Genomic DNA, 23896 nt, shown 5'->3' with positions numbered 1-23896 from the left:
TCTTCTTTTTGCTTGACAAGTTTTTTGTTTTGTTGTATTATTTAATTAAGACAAAAGGATAGAAGAAAGGAGACCAAGATGTCCTGGACATTTGACAACAAAAAACCTATCTATTTACAGATTATGGAGAAAATCAAGCTTCAGATTGTTTCCCATACACTGGAACCCAATCAACAACTTCCAACCGTGAGAGAGCTAGCTAGCGAGGCCGGTGTCAATCCAAACACCATCCAAAGAGCCTTGTCAGACCTTGAACGAGAAGGATTTGTCTACAGCAAGCGAACAACTGGACGATTTGTGACTGAGGATAAGGAGCTGATCGCCCAATCGCGCAAACAATTATCGGAAGAAGAATTGGAACACTTCGTTTCCTCCATGACCCATTTTGGCTATGAAAAAGAAGAACTACCAGGCGTAGTCGGCGATTATATTAAAGGAGTTTAAGCCTATGTCATTACTAGCATTTGAAAATGTATCCAAATCTTATGGATCAACACCAGCCCTTGAAAATGTTTCTCTTGACATTCCAGCTGGAAAAATTGTTGGTCTCCTTGGGCCAAACGGCTCAGGAAAAACAACCCTGATTAAACTAATCAATGGCCTCTTGCAACCAGATCAAGGACGTGTCCTGATCAACGACATGGATCCAAGCCCAGCAACCAAGGCCATCGTAGCTTATTTGCCGGATACGACCTATCTCAATGAGCAAATGAAGGTCAAAGAAGCTCTAACCTACTTCAAGACCTTCTATAAAGATTTCAATCTTGAACGCGCCCATCATCTGCTTGCAGACCTAGGCATTGATGAAAATAGTCGTCTCAAGAAACTATCAAAAGGAAACAAGGAAAAGGTACAACTGATTTTGGTTATGAGCCGTGATGCTCGCCTCTATGTTCTGGACGAACCCATTGGTGGGGTGGATCCAGCAGCCCGTGATTATATCCTCAATACCATTATCAACAACTACTCACCAACTTCTACCGTTTTGATTTCTACCCACTTGATTTCAGATATCGAGCCAATCTTGGATGAAATTGTCTTCCTCAAAGACGGAAAAGTCGTTCGTCAAGGCAATGTAGACGATATTCGCTATGAGTCGGGTGAATCCATTGACCAACTCTTCCGTCAGGAATTTAAGGCTTAAGCAAAGGAGATTATTTATGTTTTGGAATTTAATTCGCTACGAATTTAAAAATGTTAACAAGTGGTATTTAGCCCTCTACGCTGCTGTTCTAGTCCTTTCCGTTCCCCTGGGAATGCAAGGACACTACTATTCTTATATATCTTTCAAAGATAGCCAACCTTTCCTATTTATCTTTCTGGCTCTCGTCTTTGGCGGCTTGATAATTACACTGGGGATTTCAACTCTTTTCTTGATTATCAAACGCTTCAAAGGTAGTGTCTATGACCGCCAAGGCTATCTGACTTTGACCTTGCCAGTTTCTGAGCACTATATCATCACAGCTAAATTAGTCGGAGCCTTCATCTGGTCTATACTTAGCTCAGCTGTACTGGCTCTAAGTGCTTTTCTTATTGTGACTATAACGGTTCCAGATTGGATGTCACATTATGACTGGTTCCCACTTGTAAGAACATACCTTCCTCAACTCTCTCTTGTGGGGTTATCCTTCCTACTAAATACCATTTCTGGAATCCTCTGCATCTACTTGGCCATTTCCATTGGACAACTGTTCAATGAATACCGTACAGCACTCGCTGTTGCAGCCTACATTGGTATCCAAATCGTCATTGGATTTATTGAACTTTTCTTCAATCTTAGTTCTAATTTCTATGTCAATTCACTTGTAGGACTTAATGACCATTTCTATATGGGAGCAAGTATAAGTATTGTTGAAGAACTCATATTCATAGCTATCTTTTATCTCGGAACCTACTATATCTTGAGAAACAAGGTTAATTTGCAATAATTTTAAAATCAAAAAGGATAACATCTCATCGCAGAGAGGCTATCCTTTTTCTTTTATCTCATTTTCTGTCTAACTTTATTTAAAAAACAAATCCTTTTAAATCTGATTTAAAGGTCTTATTTAATTTCTCTATTGTGACACTATCATTATATTCCTTACATATTTTCATAGCTTTGGAACATTCTTTTTTACCTAACTCTACTTGATTCGTTTTTATGAGATAAATACCTTTTAAAAAAAGTAAATAAGTCTTTTCAAAATAATATCCTTGTCTAGTCAGTAAATTTTCTAAATCATCTATAAAAAATTGAGCGCTATCTAACAAATTATTTTTTAATAATAATTCTAAATTAAATAAATATAAAGGAATTACTCTATGTGTTCCCATATCTGTTTTTAAAAAATGTCGTGTTTTCTTAATTACCACTCTATATAATAAGCTTATGGTCTTAGTGTTCATAAAAAACACCGAATTATAGAAAATTTTCAGTTCATACTCCATCCAATTATCTACAGAAAGCAGATACTTGATTAGCTCATTACATTTAGAGGCATTATAAGGAAGATTTGCAAGGCGATTAATCTGTTGTTCAGCAATCGATTTTATGTGACAATTGCATAAACTTTTTTCCTGCTTTTGTTTTAGCTCTATTTTCTTTATTAGTTCTTGTAACAAAATGATATCTGAAGAATTTACAGCATGTTCTAGTTCTTCAAAAAAACATTCTTTTTTAGAATAATAGCAATGAACTAATTCTTCAAATTCCGAAAATGAGATCCCCAGGCGATTTAACAACATGTAAAAATGATCAATAGATAATTTTGTAATCCCATTTTCGAAACGAGAAATAGTTGACTCACTAATCTTATCACAAGCCAAATCTTTAAGACGAAAATTTTTTGAAATACGGATATCCTTTAAAACTGCTCCAAAATTTTCCATAGTATTCCTCTTCCATTTCTGCAAAAAATTAAACCTGTTTTTTTTATTTGTGATATGATTATGATTATACAAAAATAAAACAGAAAGGACAATATGATTATGAAAAAAATTTTATTGTCATCAGTTGCTTTACTGAGCCTAGTGACAACACTACCAGTAAATAGTCCAGTTTCTGCTCAAGAATCTATTTCTCCCAAGGCTTATAGCCACTCTAATGGCAGTTGGATTCAATCGAATGGCCGTTGGTGGTATAAACATTCTGACGGTTCTTACACTAAAAACGGGTGGGAAAAGATTAATGAAACCTGGTACTATTTTGATAGTGAAGGTTGGATGAAAACAGGTTGGTTCAATGAGTATGGAAATTGGTATTATCTAGATGATAGTGGTGCTATGAAAACAGGATGGTGTTTGATTTCTGGTAGTTGGTACTATTTAAATACTAGCGGTGTCATGCAAACTGGCCTACAGACTATCGAAGGAAAACAATATTATTTAGCTGATAGCGGTGCTATGCAGACAGGTTGGCACAATATTGGAGATGATACTTATTTCTTTGCTAGTAGTGGAGCAAGACAAACGATTAATCGCCGTGCTTTAGTTCTTGGTGAAACATCAACAACCGCTGTACCTATCGAAGACGTTAATACTATGGAAAAGGTTTTTAGCAACCAAAACTTTAGTAAAGTTGTTCGTTTCCCAGATAAAACTAAGTCCGAGATTATTGCAAAAATGCAAGAACTTTTCAAATCTTCTAGCGAAAGCGATGTGAACTATCTTTACCTTACTTGTCATGGTGGAGAAGATGGGACGATAGCCATTGGTAGCGATGGTCAGACATTTTCAGGTTGGGAATTGGCATCTATACTGAAACAATACAAAGGTAAGTTTGTGGTTATGCTGGATTGTTGCTATTCAGGAACAATTATAGATGTAGGTAAGCCAAACAAAAAGGTTGCCTCTAAGTCTGAAGAAAGATTTGATGAACAAGCATTTTTGGCAGGATTTTCAACAGGAGATGTAGCAAGCAAGAATGGTGAAATGCTTGATTCTAAATTCCTCGTACTATGTGCCTCTTGGAAAGGTGAAGAATCGTATAGTGTAGTCGGAGTAGGTAGTCTTGCCACCAGATACTGGGCAATGGGTACAGGTTGGGATTCACTTCAAAATAGAATGATTTCGCCTATGGCAGACACCAATACTAACGGAAAAATCACTTTAGGGGAACTGTACCAATACTCTTATCCTCTAGTCCTTGAAGCTGCATCACAAATTCACGAAGAGCAACATGTATCAGTTTATCCTAAAAACAGTCAATTTGTTTTATTCCAAAAATAAGGAGTTAAGAAAATGAAAGTATCAAAAAAAATCACACTATTTGGTTTGTCTCTAGCAGGTTTAGCTTTACTGGCTTTCCCTCATTCAGGAAAAGCCTTCGAGCTTGAAGAAGAGTGGGTTATTAAGGGTGGTGTTAAGTATCAAGATGGCAAAATTCTTCGATTTAATAATGGCCATGAAGTCGATATCAAAGTCTTGGATTTGCCAAAAACTGAGAAAATTGAGTGGACGGTTAGTCTCAATGGTCAAGATCAGACAGTCAATTTCCTAGGTCAAGAAAAGGACAAGTCTATGGTCGGTACAGAGGGGCGTTATCTGAATTTCTATGTACCTTATGGCTATAGAGGAGATATCAAGGTAGAAGCCAAAAGCGGAAATGAAGTAAAGACCTGGTCCACTAAAGTAGTAGATGATGTATATAATGACGGTGGAAAGAGTAGTTACTTCCGTATTGACGAATCAAATGATCAATACACCTACCTTGATGCAAAATGGGACTATCAAACCAAGACCTACACTGCTACCTTACCAGAGACTGTCAATGGTCAAAAAGTCTATGCTTGGGAAGACGACCATGTAGAATTGAAACTTCAAAAACCAGGAGTTATCAGTCATTCCTACAGGGGGGGAGGAGCCTTCAAAATACTTTATCCGATTGTAAAAGCAGAAAGCTGGCTAAAAAATAATTACAGTGAAAAGTGGTACTATCAAAAACAAGGACAATTAGTTCAAAATGCTTGGGTTAAGGATAAGGGAACTTGGTACTTTATGAACGATAAAGGAGTCATGTTCAATCAAACTTGGCTCTATCAAGGTGGCAACTGGTATGCCTTTAAATCATCAGGAGCTATGATTGCTAGTGATTGGCTATATGATAATCACTCTTGGTATTACCTAAAAGACTCAGGTTCTATGGCGACAGGTTGGATCAAAGATAGTGGATCTTGGTATTATCTAAACAACTCAGGTTCTATGGCAACAGGCTGGGTGAAAGATAGCGGCTCTTGGTATTATCTAAACAACTCAGGTTCTATGGCAACAGGCTGGGTGAAAGATAGCGGCTCTTGGTATTACCTTGCTTCATCAGGTAAGATGCTTCACAATACCTACACACCTGATGGTTACTATGTAGATGCCAGTGGCGCTTGGAAATAATCTAAAGTACACATTTTTTTCCATCAACTATTAGTGTACCTGCCCAGACTAAATGTTATCAGAGATGCAAGAAATCTAGATACCTTACTTGTCATGGTGGAGAAGATGGGACAATAGCCATTGGTAGCGATAAAACATCCTTTTCAGGCTGGGAATTGGCATCTATACTGAAACAATACAAAGGTAAGTTTGTGGTTATGCTGGATTGTTGTCACGCTGGGACAATTATTTCTAAAGATAATTCAATCAAATCTAATGAAGAATCTATTACCGAAAAATTTGATATGGATGAATTTATTTTAGGATTTACTAATACAAATGGTAACGAAAAAGCAGGTGAGATGATTGACTCTAAATTTTTAGTACTCTGCTCATCAAGTTCGTCAGAATACTCTAGCGGCGGAGCTTTAAGTTTGGCAACTAAATATTGGTCTTTAGGTTCAGGATGGAACCCTGTACAGCAATCTCAAGGTTCTTTAATTGCTGATCAAAATTATAACAATAGAATCACGTTAAACGAATTGTATTCTTACTCACGTGAACAAGTCTTAAAACAAAATCATAAACAACATATTGAAGTTTATCCAGAAAACAGTCAATTTGTTTTATTTCAAAAATAAGGGGTTAAGAAAATGAAAGTATCAAAAAAAATCACATTATTTGGTTTATCTCTAGCAGGTTTAGCTTTACTAGCTTTCCCTCATTCAGGAAAGGCCTTCGAATTGAAAGAAGAATGGGTTGTCAAGGGTGGTATTAAGTATCAAGATGGCAAAATTCTTCAATTTGACAATGGCAATGAAGTAGATATCAAAGTATTGGATTTGCCACAAACCGAGAAAATCGAGTGGACGGTTAGTCTCAATGGTCAAGATCAAACTATCAATTTCCTAGGTCAAGAAAAGGACAAGTCTATGATGGGTGTAGAGGGGCGTTACCTGAATTTCTACGTTCCTTATGGCTATAGAGGGGATATCAAGGTAGAAGCCAAGAGCGGAAATGAGGTAAAGACCTGGTCCACTAAAGTAGTAGATGATGTATATAATGACGGTGGAAAGAGTGGTTACTTCCGTATTGACGAATCAAATGATCAACACACCTACCTTGATGCAAAATGGGACTATCAAACCAAGACCTACACTGCTACCTTACCAGAGACTGTCAATGGTCAAAAAGTATTTGCTTGGGCAGACGACTATGTAGAATTGAAACTTCAAAAACCAGGAGTTATCAGTCATTCCTACAGAGGGGCAGGAGCCTTCAAAATACTTTATCCGATTGTAAAAGCAGAAAGTTGGCTAAAAAAGAATTACAGTGAAAAGTGGTACTATCAAAAACAAGGACAATTAGTTCAAAATGCTTGGGTTAAGGACAAGGGAACTTGGTACTTTATGAATGATAACGGAGTCATGTTCAATCAAACTTGGCTCTATCAAGGTGGCAACTGGTATGCCTTTAAATCATCAGGAGCTATGATTGCTAGTGACTGGCTATATGATAATCACTCTTGGTATTACCTAAAAGACTCAGGTTCTATGGCGACAGGTTGGATCAAAGATAGTGGATCTTGGTATTATCTAAACAACTCAGGTTCTATGGCAACAGGCTGGGTAAAAGATAGCGGATCTTGGTATTACCTTGCTTCATCAGGTAAGATGCTTCACAATACCTACACACCTGATGGTTACTATGTAGATGCCAGTGGCGCTTGGAAATAATCTAAAGTACACATTTTTTTCCATCAACTATTAGTGTACCTGCTCAGACTAAATGTTATCAGAGCTACAAAAAATCTAGATAATAATACAAAAAGCGAATCGAAACAATGAATTCTGTTTTGTTCGCTTTTTATTTAATCTGTTACATTTTGACATTGTCATTTAATTGTATATCTACATAAAATTTACATTTTTATATGAAGTATTTGAGATAAAGGAGTATAATAACTTTAAAACTGATTACATATATATCGATAAGGAGGGCAACTCTTTATGCTGAGAAGATTTGTTACTAAGAAACACCTCGTACTTTACTTCTTTTCTATTGCCATTACTTGGCTGGAAGCAATTATCACGCCATCCCTTGTGCAAAATATTGTTGCTAGTTTTACCAATCAAGAACTAGGACTTCTTTGGAAAATTTTGATTTTAGGAATCCTTGGTAATCTCATCCTCTTACTAGGCTTGGCTGGGAAACGTTATTACTATGCCCGTTTGATTACTGATTTCAAATATGGAATCAAGAGTGCTATTTTCAAACGATTTTTAAACAGTTATGAAATTGATGAAAAGGATATTTTGTCCGACCTAGAAAACGACGTCAAGCAACTAGAAGAAAGCTATATTGAGCCAACGGTCATCATCATTTCTTCTCTTGGCTTCACAACTGTGTCCATTCTCTATGCCCTATGGACCAATTTTTACTTGGGCTTGATTTTCATCCTCTTCTACTCCTTTCCTGTACTCTGCAGTGCTATCGGATCAAAACGTTTGGATTCACTTTCTGAAAAGCGGTCCACTGTTAACCAGAGCTACTTAGCAAGCTTGATAAATTTTATTGGTGGTAGCCAACAAATTCGCCATTATCAGGGGCAAGACTACTTTTTTGCTCGCTACCAAAAGCAATTACAAACCAGTCTAGATGCCGAAATTAACTATGAAAAGCAACGAACTTTAAACAGTCTCTTGATCAATAGCATCGATGCCTTTTGTTCCGTCACCCCTATCGTCATCGGTGGCTTTATGACCTACTATAATTATTTAGATGCGGCGAGTTTTGTGGCTATCTATCTTGTTTCCCATAATATCGGCTATCAATTCCAAGAGTTGGCTTACTTTACCAACACCCGAAAAGCGACTCGAACTCTTCTCAACAAATACCAAAAACTTTTGAGCCAGTCTGACTCCATCTCGCCTAGAAACATAGAAAATATTTTCCCTATCCAACTTGACAGCATCTCCCTAGAAAAAGAGGGAAATAGCCTCCTGTCTCCGATTTCCATGCACATCAAGCAAGGAGAAAAAATCGCCATTATCGGGGAAAGTGGCTCTGGTAAGACGACACTACTCAATATCATTCATGGAGAAGAGATACCGACAAGTGGACAGATTAGCTTTGCTGGTCAAAACCTGTCACGTAAAGAAATCCCAAGCTTTAGTTCCTATATCCTCCAAGATAGCCATTACTTTGATACGCTATCTCTGGAAGACAATATCCTTCTGGGACTGGATAAAAATCCAGAGACTTTAAATCATATCCTCAAAAAAACAGGATTAGAACATTTGAAAAATCGAACGCTCAGCAATGATAGTCTGTCTGGTGGCGAGAAACAACGCCTAGAAATTGCTCGTGCCCTCTATCACGATAGTCAACTCATCTTAGCAGATGAAATTAAGGCCAATCTTGACTCGGAAAATAGCAGAAAAATTAGCGACTTACTCTTCTCCCTACCTCAAACAGTCATTGAAGTCATTCACCACTACACGGAAGAAGACTTAAAACACTATGACCAAGTCATTCACTTAAGCAAAGAAAAGTAAAAGCCTATAACATACGATTTTAAAAAGCAAGGAACTCGAATTCCTTGCTTTTTAACTCAATATCAAACTGGCTACGATAGGGCTAACAAAAACATAGAGAATACCGGTAACACCGATAGCCAAACCACCCATAGCTCCTGCTACAGAGCCATATCGAAAGGCTGTTCCCGTTCCGACAGCATGACCTGTTCCTCCAAGGGAAAGACCAACAGCTACTGGGTCGTCAATTTTCAACCACTTCAAAAGGGTTGGTCCGATAACACTGGTTAAAATCCCAGTCGCCACTACAACCACCAAGGTCACGGTCGTCAGACCTTGCAATTTTTCTGTGATTCCAACTGCCATGGCGGTTGTCACTGACTTAGGAAAGAGAGAAATGGCTAGGAAAAAGTCCATGCCAAAAATCTTAGCTACAAGGGCTGTGAAAGAGGTATTGACCACTACCGCTAGCAGACTACCAAAGAGAATACTGCGAGCATGGTGCTTCATCAAGTGGAAACTCTTATAAAGCGGAATCCCTAGAGCCACGGTCGATGGGACAATCAAGTTGTTCAGATAGACACCACCTTGGTAGTAATCTTGGTAAGAAATCCCCGTCAGCTTTAGAAAAATGATAATGAAAACAGCTGACAAAAGCAAGGGCGTTGTCAAAGGATGGGGAAAACGTCTGTAAATCAGCATTCCCACTAGATAAGCTAGGATAGACAGGGCAAGCCCAAATAGGGGATTGGAAACAAATTCACTCATTTGGCATCTCCTTTCTCATAATCTCCCTCAAACCGTCTCTTGATGAACTGAACTACCAAGGCTATGAGGATAATATTGATGACTGCTGCAAAAAAGACAATCAAAACAATTGGCAAAAGATAGGGAGCAATCACATCAAACTTCTCCATGATTCCCACTGCTGGCGGCAAAAAGAGAATGGTCATATTGGCCAGCAAGAAATTCCCCACCATGTTGACATGCCTGGTTCTCAACCACTTAAATTGCAGGGCTAGAAAAAGAATAATCAAACCGATAATACTGCCGGGTATGGGCAAATGAAAGAAACTGGAAATTCCCTCTCCGATTAGAGAAATCACAAAGAGAATCATTAATTGAACATATAATTTCATCCTAAACTCCACGAAATAGACTTCTTGCATACCAGTTTACTCTTTTTTCAGAAAATTTCAAGGAAATGCACAAGAGTCATTAAAAATTAGAGAGGAAAGGGGATACAAACAATTCTTGACTTGTGAAAACAAGCATGATTTAGGATAAAAGATGCCTGCGTCTTTCTTGCCAGCTTGATTTAAAAGTAGTATAATTATTGCATGCGCAATCATCTTGTGATGCAGAGAATGTCCGTTAATGGACATTCTTCTATGTTATAACTCTAAAAAGAAAGGAGATACTATGACCTATTTGGAAAAATGGTTTGACTTCAATCGGCGTCAGAAAGAAATCGAAAGTCTCTTGGAAGAGACTATTGCCCAGCAGAGCGAGCAAAGTCTGACCTTGAAAGAATTCTACCTCCTCTACTATCTGGACTTGGCTCAAGAAAAATCTTTACGCCAGATTGACCTGCCAGATAAACTTCATCTGAGCCCGAGCGCTGTTTCTCGGATGGTGGCTCGCTTGGAAGCCAAAAATTGCGGTCTACTTAGTCGCAGGTGTTGTGATCAAGATAGACGCTCTAGCTTTATCTGCCTGACAAGTGATGGACAAAATACACTGGCCTCTCTACAAAAGGCTGTCGAAGAAAGCTTAGAAACTGGTTTAGATTTCTTGATTTAAGATGATTTTAGAAAAAAGTTGCGTGCGCAATCATTTTTCTTGACATTCTCTTTTACAAGGAGTAAAATAAAGTCATCATTAAACAAAGGAGTTTTAAACATGATTGAAATTACCTATCTAGATGCCAGCAAGAACGAAAGAACTGTAACCTTCGATTCTTATGAAGACTTTGATCGTTCACAACAAGCTTGTCTTATCGGCGTCGCAGACTACTACCCTGCCCAAAAATTAACTTACAACGGTCATGATTTGGACTATCATGGGACTTATGGAGATGTCTTCTTCTATCTCATGAAACAAGATTTAAGCCAATATAACTAAAAAAGGAGAAATACAATGGCAAAAGCAATTACAGATGCAACATTCGAACAAGAAACAAAAGACGGTTTGGTCTTAGTAGACTTCTGGGCAACTTGGTGTGGTCCATGTCGTATGCAAGGTCCAATCTTGGACAAATTGTCTGAAGAACTTTCAGAAGATGTTTTGAAAATCGTTAAAATGGACGTTGATGAAAATCCAAACACAGCTCGTGCTTTTGGAATCATGTCTATCCCAACTCTTCTCTTCAAAAAAGACGGCCAAGTTGTCAAACAAGTTGCTGGTGTTCACACAGCAGAACAAATCAAGGCCATCGTTACTGAATTGAGCTAATCACACGAGAGACCAAGTACTTGCTTTGGTCTCTTTTTTCTTGCCCTTTGCCATTTTTCAAAAAATATGCTAGACTATAGGTAGAATATCACGATGTTTGGGACACGCCATCGCTAAAAAAAACCTCGATTTGGTATTTTTTAGCTCCCTCATGGGAGCTTTTTGCGTGCTCTAAACATTTCCCATTTTGGAAGGAGTACTATGAAACGTCAATCAGCCTTGGTCGTCTTTAGTGGCGGTCAAGATTCTACAACCTGCCTCTTTTGGGCTAAAGAACACTATGAAACGGTCGAAGCCGTTACCTTTGCCTACGGCCAACGCCATCACCTCGAAATTCAAGTTGCTAGAGAAATCGCCAAGGAACAGGGGATTCGTCATCATATCCTAGATATGTCTCTGCTGGGGCAAATCACTGAAAATGCCCTGACCTCTGATATGGAAATCGAGCAAAAAGAGGGAGAGGTTCCCAATACCTTCGTTGACGGTCGCAACCACCTCTTTCTGTCCTTTGCGGCAGTCCTTGCTAAGCAACGAGGTATTAAAGATATCGTGACAGGTGTCTGCGAGACAGACTTCTCAGGCTACCCCGATTGTCGAGATGTCTTTGTCAAATCCCTTAATGTTACCCTCAACCTTGCCATGGATTACGACTTCGTTATCCAAACACCTCTCATGTGGCTAGACAAGGCTGAAACTTGGGAATTAGCCGACCAACTCGGTGCCTTTGACTATGTTCGTGAAAAGACCTTAACCTGCTACAACGGGATTATCGGAAGTGGCTGTGGAGATTGTCCAGCCTGCCACCTACGTCAACATGGTTTAGATGTTTATCTCTCACAGAAAGGAGAAGCCTAATGTTTTTTGCACCCAAAGAAATCAAACGAGAAACTGGGGAGTCTCTTGTCTACAATCCACACAGAACCTTGGTATCAAAAGAATTTACCTTCGATGCTGCCCATCACCTCTTTCACTATGAGGGAAAATGCAAGTCCCTGCACGGCCACACCTATCATCTGCAGATTGCTGTCAGTGGATTTTTAGATGAACGTGGCATGACCTACGATTTCGGAGACATCAAAGCGATCTACAAGAACTACTTAGAGCCCCACCTGGACCATCGCTATCTCAATGAAACTCTTCCCTATATGAACACGACTGCTGAAAATATGGTTTACTGGATTTTCCAAACCATGAGTCAAGAGTTGCCAGACGAGCGCGGTCTCCGTTTGGAATACGTTCGCCTCTATGAGACTCCGACTGCCTTTGCAGAGTTTAGACGGGAGTGGTTAGATGACTAGGGAACGTGTCCTCAAACTACCAGTTCTGGAAATTTTTGGCCCAACCTTTCAAGGTGAAGGCCGTGCTATCGGGCAGAAAACCATGTTTGTCCGCACTGCTGGTTGCGACTACCACTGCGACTGGTGCGATTCTGCCTTTACTTGGGATGGCTCTGAAAAGCCAACTCGTATGACAGCTGACGAGGTCATTGCTGAGTTGGATAAATTGGGGAACTACGACTATGTCACCCTGTCTGGGGGAAATCCTGCTATCCTAGCAGCCAATATGGCCGAATTGGTCACTAAGCTCAAGGAACGCGGTGTCACCCTTGCTGTCGAGACTCAAGGTTCTCGCTGGCAAAATTGGTTAAAAGACATCGACCAAGTCACCCTGAGTCCCAAACCTCCTTCATCCAAGATGGAAGTCAACTTTGAGACCTTGGACTTTATCGTTTCCCAACTGGATCCAGACAAGGTCACCTTTAAAATCCCTGTCTTTGATGATGCAGATTTAGCCTTTGCTAAAGGAATACAAGAACGCTACCAACCAGATGTCCTCTTCTTATCGGCTGGAAATCCTGAGCCCAAGGCCACAGGCAATATTATCCAAGATCAACTGAACCGTCTCAAAGAACTCTGGGAACGCGTCGCTACTGACGATAGCTGGGGCAATGTCCGCGTCCTTCCTCAACTCCATACCCTCCTCTACGATAACCAACGTGGTGTTTAAGATTAGAAAGAAAAAATCATGTCACAACAAGAAGAAATGAAAAACCTAAGCCTCCTCGGCAACAAAGAAACCAACTATATCTTTGACTATCAACCAGATGTCCTCGAATCTTTTGACAATCGTCATGTGGAAAATGACTATTTTATCAAATTTAACTGTCCTGAATTTACCTCGCTTTGCCCTATTACCGCTCAGCCAGACTTTGCGACTATCTATATTTCCTACATCCCTGACAAGCTCTGTGTTGAGTCAAAATCCCTCAAACTCTACCTCTTTAGTTACCGAAACCACGGAGATTTCCACGAAAACTGTATCAACACCATCGGGAAAGACTTGGTCAACTTGCTAGACCCTCGCTATTTAGAAGTCTGGGGAAAATTCACTCCGCGCGGTGGCATTTCAATCGACCCCTACTACAACTACGGTAAACCTGGAACTAAGTTTGAAGGCTTGGCAGAACAACGCCTCTTCCAACACGACCTTTATCCAGAGAAAATTGACAACCGCTAAACTCATACGAAAAAGCCCTGTTCCTCAAGATGAGGAGCAAGGCTTTTTGAGTTTCAATTATTCTTCTGTTCCAAGGAAGTTTTTCGCAACAAGGGCTGCAAGAACTCCACCAGCGATTGGTGCAAGGATGAAAATCCAAACTTGTTGAAGGGCTGCGCCGCCTACCAAGACAGCTGGTGCCAAGCTACGAGCTGGGTTTACTGAAAGTCCAGTAATCTTCAATCCGACAAGAATCATCGCCATCAATGACAAACCGATTACCAAACCAGCAATCGCGCCATTGCCCTTACTTTCTGAAGTCACAGTCATGATAACCAAGACAAACAAGAAAGTTGCGATGATTTCAAACAAGAAACCACCAAAGACAGTGACACCGTTTGCCAAGGCATTTTCACCAAGGCTAGCAGTTGACATACCTGAATTACCCAAGAGGAAGAAGACTGCGCCAGAAGCGATGAAAGCTCCAACAACCTGACCAAGGATGTAGTTTACAAGTTCTGAAGATGACAAACGTTTGTTAACAAACATAGCAATCGAAACAGCCGGGTTCAAGTGAGCACCTGAAACAGTTCCGATTGAGTAGGCTGCCACCACGATTGCCAAACCAAAGGCAAAGGCGATTCCAAGGTGACCAAGGCCATCAAGACCATTTCCAAAAACAACAGCCCCTGTCCCAACGAACACAAGCATGAACGTACCGATTAACTCAGCGACAAATTTTTTCATTCTCTTTCTCCTTTTTTCAAAAACTAGATACTAGTCTATCAAAAGAGGGAAAGGGTTTCAAGAAAATTGTTTGGAAATTTTCTTGAAAATCATAGAACTATTATCTAAGTCCTAGTATTGAAAAGACTGGATAGCTTCTTTCAAGTCATCTTGTAAACTATTTCTCTGGTCAAGTTGGACATAGACTTCCAACAGACAGGATCTAAAGTTGGAAAATTTATAAAAATCTTCCCTTTCTTCTATCGGAAAGTCAACAGTTTTTATCCAAGAAGCTACTTGTTCTTGCGCTAACTTCCCTTTTAAAATCGGTTCATAAAGTACTCTGGCTAAACGCCAATCTTCATCATCTGTAAAACGAATGGGAATTCTTTTAAATAATTGACCAAGTATCTCAAATACTTCATGAATTCTGTTTTTAGGAAAGTCTGGATGACAAACCACCTCTGTCAGTAAATCGGCTCCATGTGCAAAAGCATGAACCCAACCATACTGACTTGAAAAACCCGTTGTATCCTTTTCTTTTGAAAGATAGTGCAAACCTTGATTTAAAAGGACATTACGAATTTCTGCTTTTAATCCCTGATAAAAAATCGATTGCTGGTTGGCATCTGCAGACAAGAGATTTGCATAAATAAGCGCCCTAAAAGAACGTTCAAGGGTTGACAAGCCTGCCTTATCAATCTCTTTATATAATCCTCCATCAGATAAAATTTCCTCAGCAATGAAATAAAATTGTTCGTGTGTAAATAGCTCTTCCTGAATCCCTCTAGCAAAGCTTGTAAAAACAAGGTCATCGCGAATTTCTGGAGAAGAATCTCCCAAATGATCAAGCAACCATTGGATTTCTTCCTCATGATAACTTGGTTTTTCTTCTGCTATTTTTCTAAGTAACTCTTGATACATGGTCAATACCTCTATATTTCTGGTAACTGTTCAAAAAGCTGTTCTTAGATGATTTAATATTGAACTCTCAATTAAATACAATCTGATAAAAAATGAAGTAAATAAGGATCAATACCAACTCTACCGCAAGTTCAAATTTAACATCACGACCTTCAACGGCGTTTTTGAAAATAGCTATAGATAAGACAAATAGAATGATGCTTAACAAGCCCATAAACATCATTCTAGAACAACCTTTCTATTCCACTATTCCCCCAACTCAGCACTGTAGGCGATAATCTGGTCAACTGTGTCAGACAAGAATTGGATGGTATCACGGAGTGGTTTGTCTGTTGAAATATCAGCACCGATAATCATGGCTGACTCAAGTGGTGTCTTGCTACCACCTGATTTGAGGAGATTGAGCCAGTCTTCAGCTCCAGTTTCTGAGTTTTTAAGATGAAGGTAACCAGCTGTCGAGATGACTAGTCCTGCTGAGTAAGTGTAGCTATACAAGCCCATGTAGTAGTGAGCTTGACGCATCCAAGTCAAAGCTGCATCATCGTCGATTTCAATGACATCTCCCCAGAAATCCGTCAAAACTTCCTTCATAATGCTGTTGAGCTTGCTTGCTCCGAAAGTTTCTCCTTCTTCAATCAATGTATACACTTTACGCTGGAAGGCTGCTTCCAAAAGGTGAGTGATAAAGTTATGGAAGTAGGTGTCTGTTAAGCGGTGAGCCAGAGCGAAGCGTTTTTGACGTGGGTCATTAGACTGGTTCTCCAAGTAATCACTGAGAAGCAATTCATTGAAGGTTGACGGTGCTTCAACATAATAGGTCGACATGTGGGCGTTGAAATAGCTTTGGTGGTTGTCAGAAAAGATAAATTGACCAGAATGCCCGATTTCATGAATCAAGGTATAGACATCACTCAAACGGCCTGTCCAGCTCATGAGGACATAAGGGTGCACGCGATATGGATCCGCCGCATAACCTCCGGAATCCTTGCCACTATTGGCAGCAAAGTCCACCCAGCGCTCTTCTTGATAGCGAGCAACTTCTTGACAATATTCTGGCCCCAAAGGTTCTACCGACTTCATGACCAAATCATAAGCGTCGTCAATGGTCACTTGAGGATTGAGGGCACTATCCAAATCCAATTTCCAGTCTGCAAAGGTCATCTTTTTAAGACCATTCACCTTGGCAACATGCTTGAGGTATCTCTGAGCAACCGGCGCAAAATCCTTCATGATGAGGTCAATCTGGCGGTCAAACATGGCACGGTCCACTTCCTGCTCAGCCAGAAGATAATCAAAGACTGAGTCGTAACCTTTCATATCTGCCAGTAGTTTTTCAGACTTGACTTGGGCTAGATAGGCTGCTGCAGCCGTATTTTGGTGCTTACGAAGACCTTCTGAGAAGGAACGGAAGGATTTCTCACGAACCTCAGCATCCTCATGATTTTGGTAGAAATTTTCATAGGTCACAAAGCTGTTTTTATAAGTCTTGCCATGAGCTTCAAAGTCAGCCATTTCAAAATCCCCAGCTCGCATCTTAGTGTAAATGTCCTGTGGACTGTAGAAAACTTCACCGAGATTGGTCAAGGCCTTCTCCACATCAGCCCCTAGATAGTGGGCTTTTTTGATTTTGGCCTGACGAATGGCCGCTGTCAAATGAGGTAATTCACCCAAACGGTCCAAGACTTCCTCATCAGCTTCCACCAAGGCATCGTCAAAGAAGGTCAGAGCTACGCTGGCGTCTGTTTCAAATTCCATCCCAGCTTGGGCAATATTGGCAAATTCGTCATTGCTATAGTCTGTCGTCTGAGGCATAAAACCATAGTTGCCAATATGGCTCATCTGAATGTAGATTTGCTCCAATTCCGCAAAGGCCTTTTCAAAATCCTCAAAAGTATGAAGATTACCCTTGTAATCACGGCTAAATTGGTTGATGTCTTCGCGAGCCTTTTCGATTGCACGCAAGAAATCCTCACGGTCTTGGTATAGGGCTGTTAAGTCCCAAAGTTCCTTTTCTGGAAATTCTGAACGGTGTTTTTGTTCCATTTTCTTCCTCTTATTTCTCTAATTCTAATAAAACACTAAGGGCTGATAGGGCATAAAGTGGTGCTGTTTCTGCTCGCAAAATACGAGGACCAAGTCCTGCCAATACCGCTCCTTTAGCTTCAAAACTCTCAATTTCTGCAGGTGACAGGCCACCTTCTGGACCAAAGATAAAGAGCAATTTGGCTCCTTTTTCAAGACCAGAGACTGCTTGCAGAAGCGCAGCGGCTTCACCTTCTTTGGCTGATTCTTCATAGGCTACTATGATAGAGTCAAATTGGTCCAGTTGAGCTAGAAAGTCTGATTTTTTCTCGAAAAGCTGGATACTTGGAACAACATTACGCTTACTTTGCTCCGCTGCTCCAAGGGCAATTTTTTCTAGTTTTTCAACCTTTTTACCCAATTTTTTGCCATCCCATTTGGCGACCGACCAATCGGCAGGAAAGGCCCAGATTTGACTGGCACCCAGTTCGGTTACTTTTTGAGTGACAAACTCCAGCTTGTCCCCCTTGGGAAATCCAGATGCAATGGTCACTTGAACGGGCAGTTCCACATTGTCAGTTAATTCTTGGACCAACTCAAACTGACGGGCTTCCACATCCAGCACACGCGCCAAACGCTTGATACCATCATCAAAGACCAAAGTAACCTCATCATCTTCTTTCAAGCGCATAACCTGAAACATATGCTTGCTGGTTTCCTTGTCCTCGATGGTGACAGGAGAGACTGCACTGCCTTTGACAAAATACTGTTGCATGCTAGCCTCCAATCACACCGGAAATATCCTTGGTTTTCTTAAAGACACAGGCATTCCATTCCCCTTGAATCATGTGGGTTTCAAGGAAAAATCCAGCTGACTCAGCCGACTCGCGCACCATGTCCCACTTGTCCTTGATAATGCCACTCATGATGAGGTAGCCTTCATCCTTGACCAAGCGATAAGCATCATCCGTCAGATGAACGAGGATATCCGCCAAGATATTAGCTACAATCACATCTGCCTCAATCTCAACACCCTTAAGCAAGTCTCCTGCTTCTACATGGATGTTTTCCATACCAGGGTTTAGCTCAATATTTTCCTGAGCAACTCGAACTGCTACATCATCCAGGTCGTAGGCGAAAATTTCCTTAGCACCAAGCAGCGAGCTGGCAATAGAAAGGACACCTGATCCAGTCCCCACATCTAGCACCGTTTCGCCACCACGAAGGACCTGCTCCAAGGCAAAGAGGCTCATCTTGGTAGTTGGATGGGTCCCCGTACCAAAAGCCATACCTGGATCCAGCTTGATAATCTTTTCTCCCGCAGTCGCCTCATAGTCTGTCCAAGAGGGAACGATAGTCAAATCATGAGTGATGCGAGCTGGTTCATAATATTTCTTCCAGTTGTCTGCCCAGTCTTCCTCAGCCAAGGCAGTCGTACCCATTTTTACCTCTCCCAAGTCCATAAAATCAGTTAGTTCCGCGAGACGAGCCTGCAAATCTGCCTCAACCGTTGCTATATCAACCGTATCAGGGTAATAGGCTGTCACTACGATTTCTTCTTGTTGCTCAATCTCTGGGAAAATTTCACCAAAACGATCCACATTCCCCACATAGTCCATACTGTCTTCGATTGCGACTCCTTGAGCTCCCAGCTCAATCAAGAGGTTGGAAACCAACTCCTCCCCCTCACGCTTAACCGTAACTTTTAACTCTTGCCATGTTTCCATTTAATTTTTCCTTATCAATCTATTAATTCTTCCAATTCTTTTAAAGTTCTTCCATCCTGATTTTTCCAATCAGTTCGACCGTTCGTTTGCAAACCCAGCAAAAAAGCCGCTGCATAAGAAGGGCTAGAAAAGAGTTGTTTTTCTTTCAACACTCCATCTTGAATGACCTGTGAAGCTATTAAATTCTGACGCATTTCTTTTAAACTTGCTGGGAGGCTTGGAGAATCCATTATTTCTACTTGACTTCCTTCTAAAACAACAAAACCTTCAGTTGTCTGTTCACAAGTTGCTTCTATTACTTTGTTAGATTTCTTAGTTTTACGCTTTAAATAAAGATAAGTGGAATGATTATCAATCAAATCTTGACTAACTTTCTTTGTCATCGGAACAAAAACACGATAACCTAAAGTTCCAATAATCATAAGCGTATTTTCAATAATTTCATCCAGTTCAGATTCCTTTTCCTCAGTTACATTACCAGGATTTGGATCATTCCCATTTTTCACAATGTAGCGACCAGCTTCTTTAGCAAGTTGAGTAAATTTATTTTCCAAATAGCTAATTTCTGTTGGACCGAAAGAATTATTTTGAGTTGTTAGAATGATGACATCATTAAAATAATCTGCATGAGTATCACGGGTATGCTCTTGAATTCGCAACAATACCCCTTCACCATTTTTCCGAGTTGTCGCCTGACCAATATAGGTCATATCTTTCTGCTTATCTTCATCTCGACCAAATAAGAAATAAATACCACTTTGTTTCATTTCATCACGTGACTTCAAATCTCCCAACTGAATACGAGGTATTTTGTAAATCACTCCCGTCCAATTTGACAAAGTACATTTTATTTTTCCAGTCACTTCACCATCCATGAGAAACATATTGATATTTTTGCTTCGCTTTTCCATTTATCAAACTTCCTCCATATAATCTCTCACCCTTTCTTGCAACTGAGGTACAACTTGACTGGAACTAAGAAATTCCTCAACACTCATCAACTGATAACCCTGTCCTTCATCTCCAAATACGATACTGTCAAACTGGTCCTGTGTCAACTTTCCAACTAGAAAAACAGATTGCTTGTCTGCAAAAAGCATACTTGGATAAACCTTCGACCAAAGCAGACAATCCTCAGTCAGATGAATTCCCAGCTCTTCATAAACTTCACGTGCCGCACACTCAAAAGGACTTTCATCACCCTCTCGTCCGCCACCTGGCAATTCCCAGGTATTAGGGTATGGAATGCTTGCCTTATCATCGCGTAAGATAGTCAAAAGCTTACCCCCACAAAACAAAGCAATCTTACAGCCCGTGAAATCAGAAATTTCTATTTCCATATTAGACTCCTTCGGCTAATTCCTTTTCCAGCTCGGCTAACCAGTTTTGATAATAGCTTTTCTCATCCCGTAACATCCGGCTGCTATTCATTTTATGTCTAGCAATCTTCATAGCCTTGTGAGTTTGAACTACATCTTTCCTTACCTTAAATTGATACCAAGCTTGAATGACCTGCATATCTGCTGTTTTTATAGATAAAAAAGATTTGACCCCTCGAATACTTGCATATTCTTCCACTTTCTTATTATCTCCTTCCATCAGAGCAACTTGAAGAAGGTATATTTGAGAAATAGTTTTAGACATTGAATTATCTGTTTTCTCTAACACAGACTGAAACTGTTGCTTTGCAAGTTCTATATTACCATCCAATATGAGAACCACTCCCTCAAGAGTCTGAACACTTTCTGCAAGGCTCCCACTTGCATCCTCAGGAACAGGCATGGTAAAGTCTTTCAAATCATATTCTTGAGGAGCCAGCAAAGTTTGAGCAGAATGCCTCAACACCAAGTAAGCGTATTTGGTATTTTCAGGGTGTTGTAACAATTCCCAGATTTTCGCTCCATCAGTAATGTCGACTGGCAAAGCGTTGTTTAGGAAGAAAGACAAATTAAGAAAAATCCAAGTCCCTGCAAAATACCAGCTTCTTGTCAAAAATCCAAACAATATCGCCAATAATATCAAGCTAAGATGAACCAGCAAACCTCCTGAAAGCATCAAGATGATTCTTTGATCGCTTTCATCTTCTTTCAATCCGATGTACTGAGCACCAACATTTTTCAGAATGGCTGTTCGACTAAGATGAAACCTGCCTGACTTTTTTGTCAAAAGAAAATGTCCTAATCCAAAAGCCACCAGCCGATAGCCTGTCAAGTAGCCACAAAAAGCATGACCCAACTCATGAAGAATAAAGATTACATACATGCTTAGAAGAGCGAAGGTATAACCAAAAGTAAAGGCTAAAACTGCGGAATACCCCAACTCTGCAAATGCGATAGTGCCACAAGCAAAAGCTAGCATAATAAAGACAAAAGCTAGCACATAAACCAAATACGTCCCAAATTTTTTCATACTACCTTCTCCAAACTCCTAGTATCTCGGATAAGGATAAAACTCTCCCTCTTCCAAGCCAACTTTTCCTTCTTCAAAGACTTCTTGGTTCCATTCCATGACGAATTCTTCTGCTTCTGGGTCTTCCAAAAAGTCCATAAGGGCATCTAGTCCAACCTCGGCAGTATCTTTAAGGAATAGCGCAAAATAAGCTAAAAATTCACGAGAAAATCCTTTTTTAGGTAGGTAAGGAATGACCGTCAAATAGTCGTCTGCATTGACTGTTGATTTGGCAGGATTGTAAAAAAGCACTGCTTCTTCAAAGAGGATATCGTCTGACGAAACCTCTCCGTCTTCATCCACCATCTCCACACCTGCAGCATTTTGCGCTTCCAATAGAAAACTCACTTCTACCGCGTGATTGCGCTTGTCCCAACTAATCTCAAAGTCAAAGGGAAAATTCTTCTCCAACTCTTCCTCTAAAACATCTAAAAATCCATATGTTACCATTTTGTCCTCTTTCTATGCGACTCTTAAATCGCCCCGATTGCTCGGAAATATGCTAAAATAGATACTACCATCTTACCACATATACATCAGAAAATCCACGTTAGAAAGGACTACTATGCCAGACAATCTCGCGCTTCTCATGCGCCCTAAAACCATCGATCAAGTCATCGGTCAGGAACATCTGGTCGGACAAGGAAAAATCATCCGCCGCATGGTAGAAGCCAACCGCCTGTCCTCCATGATTCTCTATGGCCCTCCGGGAATAGGCAAGACCAGTATTGCCTCAGCCATCGCTGGGACTACTAAGTATGCCTTTCGAACTTTCAATGCGACAGTTGATAGTAAAAAACGGCTACAAGAAATTGCGGAAGAGGCGAAATTCTCTGGTGGTCTCGTCCTATTACTAGACGAAATTCATAGACTAGATAAAACCAAGCAAGACTTCCTCTTGCCTCTCTTGGAAAGTGGACTAGTCATCATGATTGGCGCTACGACTGAAAATCCTTTCTTTTCTGTCACTCCTGCCATTCGTAGCCGTGTTCAAATTTTTGAGTTGGAACCTCTGTCTAACCAAGACGTCAAAGAAGCCCTGCAGATAGCTCTAAGTAACCCTGAGCGTGGTTTTGATTTTCCAGTAGAACTAGATGAGGATGCGCTGGATTTCATCGCAACCTCTACAAACGGAGACCTGCGTTCTGCCTTTAACTCGCTGGACTTGGCTGTTCTCTCTACCCCTGAGAATGATGAGGGTATCCGCCATATCACTCTAGACATCATGGAAAATAGCCTGCAGCGGAGCTACATCACTATGGACAAGGATGGAGGCGGTCACTATGATGTTCTATCTGCCTTGCAAAAGTCTATCCGTGGCTCGGATGTAGATGCCAGTCTTCACTATGCTGCCCGCTTGATTGAGGCTGGTGATCTGCCTAGTCTCGCTCGTCGCTTGACCGTTATCGCCTATGAAGATATCGGTTTGGCCAATCCTGAGGCCCAGATTCATACCGTGACTGCTCTGGATGCTGCCCAGAAGATTGGGTTCCCAGAAGCCCGCATTCTCATTGCCAATATCGTGATTGATTTGGCCCTTTCTCCAAAATCCAACTCAGCCTATGTGGCTATGGATAAGGCACTAGCTGACCTCAAAACATCAGGGCATTTGCCCATTCCGCGACACTTGCGTGATGGTCATTACAGTGGAAGCAAGGAACTGGGGAATGCCCAAGACTATCTCTATCCACACAACTATCCTGGAAATTGGGTCAAGCAAGACTATCTGCCAGAAAAAATTCGTAATCATCACTATTTCCAAGCAGAAGATACTGGTAAATATGAACGGGCTTTGGCTCAAAGAAAGGAAGCTATCGACCGTTTGCGAAAAATCTGAAATCCTTTTCAAAAAATTGCACTTTCCTCTTGATTTTTTTTGAAAAAGTGGTATCATATAAACATAGAAACGCTGTGGTGTACGACTTCACACTTAAGTGTTGACCGACTATTTTTTGTATTATTAGGGAAACAAAAGTCTTCTAACAGCATGTAGGCCGTCTCACACGGAAACAGCTTCAGTTAGAGCGAGTTGCCCACCTGCTTAATTGCGCGGGTTCAATACAAACCGTGAAGTTTCGGCACCAATACAGCTTTTTTCTTTGCCTCCTTAGCTCAGCTGGCAGAGCAGCGGACTCTTAATCCGTGGGTCACAGGTTCGATCCCTGTAGGGGGCATAATTTAGTGCCTAAAAGCCTTATTCTAAAGGCTTTTTTTCGTATC

At 40.6% G+C, this 23896-nt stretch carries 28 protein-coding genes and 1 tRNA gene; 17 read left to right on the top strand and 12 right to left on the bottom strand.

From position 1 onward, the window contains the following. Positions 1-78 precede the first annotated feature (78 nt). The 3 genes from O3636_RS01980 to O3636_RS01970 are packed head-to-tail and all read left to right on the top strand — an operon-like array spanning position 79 to position 1928. Entirely contained in the window at positions 79-444 is a 366-nt protein-coding gene (locus O3636_RS01980) for a GntR family transcriptional regulator (protein WP_000119149.1), read from the top strand. A gap of 4 nt (positions 445-448) precedes the next feature. Beyond that, positions 449-1144 (top strand): ABC transporter ATP-binding protein, encoded by a 696-nt coding sequence (locus O3636_RS01975; protein ID WP_173213023.1) that lies wholly within the window; start codon positions 449-451, stop codon positions 1142-1144. A 16-nt stretch (positions 1145-1160) separates the two neighbouring features. Further along, positions 1161-1928, top strand: a complete 768-nt coding sequence (locus O3636_RS01970) for a hypothetical protein (protein ID WP_371641483.1) — start codon at positions 1161-1163, stop codon at positions 1926-1928. A 79-nt stretch (positions 1929-2007) separates the two neighbouring features. On the opposite strand, the gene O3636_RS01965 is transcribed toward O3636_RS01970, so the two are convergent. Beyond that, entirely contained in the window at positions 2008-2871 is an 864-nt protein-coding gene (locus O3636_RS01965; protein WP_371641482.1) for a helix-turn-helix domain-containing protein, read from the bottom strand. A gap of 99 nt (positions 2872-2970) precedes the next feature. Between O3636_RS01965 and O3636_RS01960 the strand changes: the two genes are divergently transcribed. The 5 genes from O3636_RS01960 to O3636_RS01940 all read left to right on the top strand — a co-directional run bounded on the left by O3636_RS01960 (position 2971) and on the right by O3636_RS01940 (position 8900). Continuing rightward, positions 2971-4209: a caspase family protein gene (locus tag O3636_RS01960; protein WP_371641481.1), complete on the top strand. Its 1239-nt coding sequence runs from the start codon at positions 2971-2973 to the stop codon at positions 4207-4209. Between the two features lie 12 nt (positions 4210-4221). Further along, complete coding sequence (locus O3636_RS01955; protein WP_371641480.1) at positions 4222-5364, top strand: N-acetylmuramoyl-L-alanine amidase family protein; 1143 nt, start codon at positions 4222-4224, stop codon at positions 5362-5364. A 191-nt stretch (positions 5365-5555) separates the two neighbouring features. Continuing rightward, the gene (locus O3636_RS01950) at positions 5556-5984 is read left to right on the top strand and encodes a hypothetical protein (protein WP_265478200.1); all 429 of its coding nucleotides are present in this window, start codon (positions 5556-5558) and stop codon (positions 5982-5984) included. Positions 5985-5996: 12 nt separating this feature from the next. Further along, on the top strand, positions 5997-7079 hold the full coding sequence (locus O3636_RS01945) for an N-acetylmuramoyl-L-alanine amidase family protein (protein WP_371641479.1): 1083 nt from the start codon (positions 5997-5999) through the stop codon (positions 7077-7079). 273 nt (positions 7080-7352) lie between these two features. Continuing rightward, a complete protein-coding gene (locus tag O3636_RS01940; protein WP_293965925.1) occupies positions 7353-8900 on the top strand; it encodes an ABC transporter ATP-binding protein in 1548 nt (515 codons plus the stop codon). A 51-nt stretch (positions 8901-8951) separates the two neighbouring features. Here the strand turns inward: O3636_RS01940 and O3636_RS01935 are convergent, their stop codons facing one another. Together O3636_RS01935 and O3636_RS01930 are read right to left on the bottom strand one after the other, a co-directional pair. After that, on the bottom strand, positions 8952-9647 hold the full coding sequence (locus tag O3636_RS01935) for an LrgB family protein (RefSeq protein WP_001288948.1): 696 nt from the start codon (positions 9645-9647) through the stop codon (positions 8952-8954). Beyond that, positions 9644-10018 (bottom strand): CidA/LrgA family protein, encoded by a 375-nt coding sequence (locus O3636_RS01930; protein ID WP_000781325.1) that lies wholly within the window; start codon positions 10016-10018, stop codon positions 9644-9646. The genes O3636_RS01935 and O3636_RS01930 overlap by 4 nt, the downstream gene beginning before the upstream one ends. Positions 10019-10301: 283 nt before the next feature. On the opposite strand from O3636_RS01930, the gene O3636_RS01925 reads away from it, so the two are divergent. The 7 genes from O3636_RS01925 to queF all read left to right on the top strand — a co-directional run bounded on the left by O3636_RS01925 (position 10302) and on the right by queF (position 13850). Beyond that, on the top strand, positions 10302-10682 hold the full coding sequence (locus tag O3636_RS01925; protein ID WP_125454912.1) for a MarR family winged helix-turn-helix transcriptional regulator: 381 nt from the start codon (positions 10302-10304) through the stop codon (positions 10680-10682). 99 nt (positions 10683-10781) lie between these two features. Then, positions 10782-11003: a DUF4649 family protein gene (locus O3636_RS01920; RefSeq protein WP_371641478.1), complete on the top strand. Its 222-nt coding sequence runs from the start codon at positions 10782-10784 to the stop codon at positions 11001-11003. 15 nt (positions 11004-11018) lie between these two features. Then, positions 11019-11333: a thioredoxin gene (gene trxA, locus O3636_RS01915; protein ID WP_023937249.1), complete on the top strand. Its 315-nt coding sequence runs from the start codon at positions 11019-11021 to the stop codon at positions 11331-11333. A 201-nt stretch (positions 11334-11534) separates the two neighbouring features. Continuing rightward, positions 11535-12188, top strand: coding sequence for a 7-cyano-7-deazaguanine synthase QueC (gene queC, locus O3636_RS01910; RefSeq protein ID WP_023937251.1), 654 nt, complete (start codon positions 11535-11537; stop codon positions 12186-12188). Further along, entirely contained in the window at positions 12188-12631 is a 444-nt protein-coding gene (gene queD / locus O3636_RS01905) for a 6-carboxytetrahydropterin synthase QueD (RefSeq protein WP_023937253.1), read from the top strand. Before queC ends, queD begins: the two co-directional genes overlap by 1 nt. Next, a complete protein-coding gene (gene queE, locus O3636_RS01900) occupies positions 12624-13340 on the top strand; it encodes a 7-carboxy-7-deazaguanine synthase QueE (protein WP_338619758.1) in 717 nt (238 codons plus the stop codon). The genes queD and queE overlap by 8 nt, the downstream gene beginning before the upstream one ends. Before the next feature lie 18 nt (positions 13341-13358). Then, positions 13359-13850 carry a preQ(1) synthase gene (gene queF, locus O3636_RS01895; RefSeq protein ID WP_173233178.1) on the top strand — a complete coding sequence of 164 codons (492 nt, stop codon included), beginning with the start codon at positions 13359-13361 and terminating at the stop codon, positions 13848-13850. 57 nt (positions 13851-13907) lie between these two features. On the opposite strand, the gene O3636_RS01890 is transcribed toward queF, so the two are convergent. The 9 genes from O3636_RS01890 to O3636_RS01850 form a co-directional block, all read right to left on the bottom strand. Beyond that, positions 13908-14576 carry an MIP/aquaporin family protein gene (locus O3636_RS01890; protein WP_173233180.1) on the bottom strand — a complete coding sequence of 223 codons (669 nt, stop codon included), beginning with the start codon at positions 14574-14576 and terminating at the stop codon, positions 13908-13910. 111 nt (positions 14577-14687) lie between these two features. After that, positions 14688-15479, bottom strand: a complete 792-nt coding sequence (locus tag O3636_RS01885; RefSeq protein WP_338619757.1) for a DUF2785 domain-containing protein — start codon at positions 15477-15479, stop codon at positions 14688-14690. A 246-nt stretch (positions 15480-15725) separates the two neighbouring features. Beyond that, positions 15726-17522 (bottom strand): oligoendopeptidase F, encoded by a 1797-nt coding sequence (gene pepF / locus O3636_RS01880; RefSeq protein WP_338619756.1) that lies wholly within the window; start codon positions 17520-17522, stop codon positions 15726-15728. 10 nt (positions 17523-17532) lie between these two features. Continuing rightward, entirely contained in the window at positions 17533-18276 is a 744-nt protein-coding gene (locus O3636_RS01875) for a 16S rRNA (uracil(1498)-N(3))-methyltransferase (protein ID WP_112443848.1), read from the bottom strand. A gap of 1 nt (position 18277) precedes the next feature. Further along, complete coding sequence (gene prmA, locus O3636_RS01870; RefSeq protein ID WP_371641477.1) at positions 18278-19228, bottom strand: 50S ribosomal protein L11 methyltransferase; 951 nt, start codon at positions 19226-19228, stop codon at positions 18278-18280. Positions 19229-19242: 14 nt separating this feature from the next. Further along, positions 19243-20139 carry a GIY-YIG nuclease family protein gene (locus O3636_RS01865; RefSeq protein ID WP_112443846.1) on the bottom strand — a complete coding sequence of 299 codons (897 nt, stop codon included), beginning with the start codon at positions 20137-20139 and terminating at the stop codon, positions 19243-19245. 3 nt (positions 20140-20142) lie between these two features. Next, positions 20143-20568, bottom strand: a complete 426-nt coding sequence (locus tag O3636_RS01860; protein WP_371641476.1) for an NUDIX hydrolase — start codon at positions 20566-20568, stop codon at positions 20143-20145. Between the two features lies 1 nt (position 20569). Further along, a complete protein-coding gene (locus tag O3636_RS01855; RefSeq protein ID WP_371641475.1) occupies positions 20570-21637 on the bottom strand; it encodes a site-2 protease family protein in 1068 nt (355 codons plus the stop codon). Positions 21638-21655: 18 nt separating this feature from the next. After that, the gene (locus O3636_RS01850) at positions 21656-22126 is read right to left on the bottom strand and encodes a DUF3013 family protein (protein WP_371641474.1); all 471 of its coding nucleotides are present in this window, start codon (positions 22124-22126) and stop codon (positions 21656-21658) included. Positions 22127-22241: 115 nt separating this feature from the next. Between O3636_RS01850 and O3636_RS01845 the strand changes: the two genes are divergently transcribed. Both O3636_RS01845 and O3636_RS01840 read left to right on the top strand, forming a co-directional pair. Then, on the top strand, positions 22242-23513 hold the full coding sequence (locus O3636_RS01845; protein WP_371641473.1) for a replication-associated recombination protein A: 1272 nt from the start codon (positions 22242-22244) through the stop codon (positions 23511-23513). Between the two features lie 264 nt (positions 23514-23777). After that, a tRNA-Lys gene (locus tag O3636_RS01840) sits at positions 23778-23850 on the top strand. Positions 23851-23896 lie beyond the last annotated feature (46 nt).

It is taken from the genome of Streptococcus sp. 27098_8_76 (assembly GCF_041432315.1).
GTDB lineage: Bacteria > Bacillota > Bacilli > Lactobacillales > Streptococcaceae > Streptococcus.
Note: the sequence above shows the minus strand (reverse complement) of the source record. Positions and strands in the feature narration are given on the sequence as shown.